The following is a 2,259-nucleotide window of genomic DNA, read 5'->3' as shown; positions in this document are numbered from 1 at the left end:
CAGCACGGTGCGGCACTCGTCGGGAAAATGCTCCGCCACCTCGACGAACTTCCGGCGCCCGTGGGCCAGGCAGTTGGCCAGGATCGTCTCGAATGCCTTGGAGGGATTGCGCGATAACGCATCACACATTTGAATCGGTGGGCCAAGTGCCGCCGCCCGCTGTTGCAACACGTCCTGGAGGTTTTCCCCGGCGTGTTGGCGTCCGGTGAAGAACAACGCGATCCGTCGTCCTTCTCCCGTCGAGACCACCCCGGAGGTGAACACCCCGGTGCGTGCCGGCCCGTCCGCCTCCTGCCCGGCGGGGTGAGCGGCGCTTTTTCCCATCAGGGACAGGATCTTCGCGGTGGTATCGTCGTTGTAGACCACTTCGCCTTGGGCCGCTTGGCGGATCAGTTCATCGAAGGCCGGCCGTAGGGGTTGGGCGGTTTCCTTGGCGATTTCCCACTGGGTGGAAGCCGGAAGGGGAATCCCCAGCCCCCCTTGCAACTGTTCGAGCCGATAGAAGGGAAGCCCGCTGCCATACTTCAAAAGCGCGATCATGGCGGCGGCACGGGCATCGTATTTGTCCTCGCCGAGGCCTTCCGGCGCAGGGGCCGTGAAGACCTCGCCACACAGGTTGCAGCGGAGCTTTTCGAGTTCATAAACGACCGCGCCGAGGGGCGCCTGGCCGGTGATCCGTACCAGCAAGCCCGGTGGTGGTGCGGCATAGACCTTGCCGGTTTGGCATTGAGGACACGCATCGCCCGAGGCCAGCGCCGGGTGGCTGACCGGAATCCGGGAGGCGCCGGTGTAATCCGCCGCGCCGTTGCGGCCGTGACCTTTTTTCTTATCCTGGGCGGGTGCTTCCGGGGAGTCTTGGGCGCTGGATGAAGCGGATTCGGTTTCGCCGGCCTCATCCTGATTCGCCGTCTTCAACACGTGGCGGGTTTTCTCGGTGCTGGCCCCAAACAACAGCTGCCTAAGGCGGGCAATCGTGGTGGTTTTATCTTCGAGCAACTGCATCAGCCGACAGAGCGTCTCCACCAACGCCAGGAGTTTTTGGCCATCCGCCGGGTCCAGCGGGCCGGCCTGGGCGCGTCCGATCAGCGCTTCCAGCTCCTGCCGGCTGATCTCCAGGGGCTGGCGGGCGGGCTTCATCCGGTCTGCCCCAACCGCTCGCGGAAATCCGGGATGAGCGGATACGCCAGCACTTCCTTGAACGGGCGATTGGGCGTTTTGTTCGGCGCGTCCTTGCCCAGTCCCGCGGTGCGGCCGAGCGCTTGCCAGTTGGCGGCGCGGTAGCAGGTGCCGCGGAACCGCTGCGGATCGACGAAGGTTTCCAGGAAATACACCGGATGGCCATAGCACCGTTCCCAGTCGCCGGGCAGCATCCGGGCCATGCGGCCCAAGAGATGCGAAGCCAAGTGCGGGATCTGGACGAAGGGCAGAATGAGGAAGCGGGTATTGTAGGCCAGAAAACGGATGTTCTCGCGTCGAGCCTGCGCCGACCAGCCGATGAAGCGGTCGCGGGCGCCCAGATGGCGCGGCGCCGAGGACCAGGCCAGACAGGCGATGGGCCGGCCCTGAGCATACGCCAGATATTTGAGGTGCTCGCCGACCGGTTGGGTGTAACCCAGGTAATGGTAGTGTTCGAGCAGACTGTTGAAGAGCGGCTCCTCGCCGGTACGCCGCACCGGGCGAAGCTCGATGGGCTTGAGTTCGGCCAGGCGGGCGCACAACGGTGTGGTATCCACGCTCGCCAGGCTGGGCTTGACGCGCGCAGCGCCACGGTGGGCCAGCGGATTGGGCGGAACATGGCGGACCTTCGGCAGTTCGATGTGCCCCGCGCGCTGCAGCGCCAGCATGAGTCCCCGGCACACCATGTCGCGCAGTGCCCCATTGGGTTGCCGCCAGTTCCAGGCCACGCACAACTTCTGCGACAGTGCCCGCCGGCTCGCTTGCGGATGCTCGGCGATCAACTGGCGGATCAAGACGATGTCGTCGGCGGTGACGGTCCGCCCTCGGTGTAAAAATAGGGTTTCCATGGCGAAACGGTAACCCGAGCGCCGATGGAACGCAAGTTTCCTTGACGGGGACGCCTTCTACTCCGGCGGATCGACCCGGCGCCAAGGGGCAAGGCCCTGCGCGCCGGCGGGATCGCCACCGGCCAACAGCACCTGCACCTCGTGTGCCTCCAGTACCTTTGACGCCCCGTCGGCGGCCGTAGGCCAAAAGCGAAACCGTCCCGACGAGAGGCGTTTCTGGCATAGCCAGAACCCC

2 protein-coding genes are annotated in these 2,259 nt (G+C 65.3%); both read right to left on the bottom strand.

What is annotated here, in order from left to right; genetic code table 11:
• Positions 1–1,137: transposase (locus VMS96_11285; protein HVP44008.1), on the bottom strand; the 1,137-nt coding region annotated here is incomplete at its 3' end.
• Complete coding sequence (locus tag VMS96_11280; GenBank protein ID HVP44007.1) at positions 1,134–1,970, bottom strand: DUF4338 domain-containing protein; 837 nt, start codon at positions 1,968–1,970, stop codon at positions 1,134–1,136. The genes VMS96_11285 and VMS96_11280, both read right to left, overlap by 4 nt.
• Between the last annotated feature and the right edge of the window lie 289 nt (positions 1,971–2,259).

It is taken from the genome of Terriglobales bacterium (assembly GCA_035543055.1).
GTDB lineage: Bacteria > Acidobacteriota > Terriglobia > Terriglobales > Acidobacteriaceae > JAIQFD01.
This window is presented reverse-complemented; position numbering and strand designations above follow the sequence as displayed.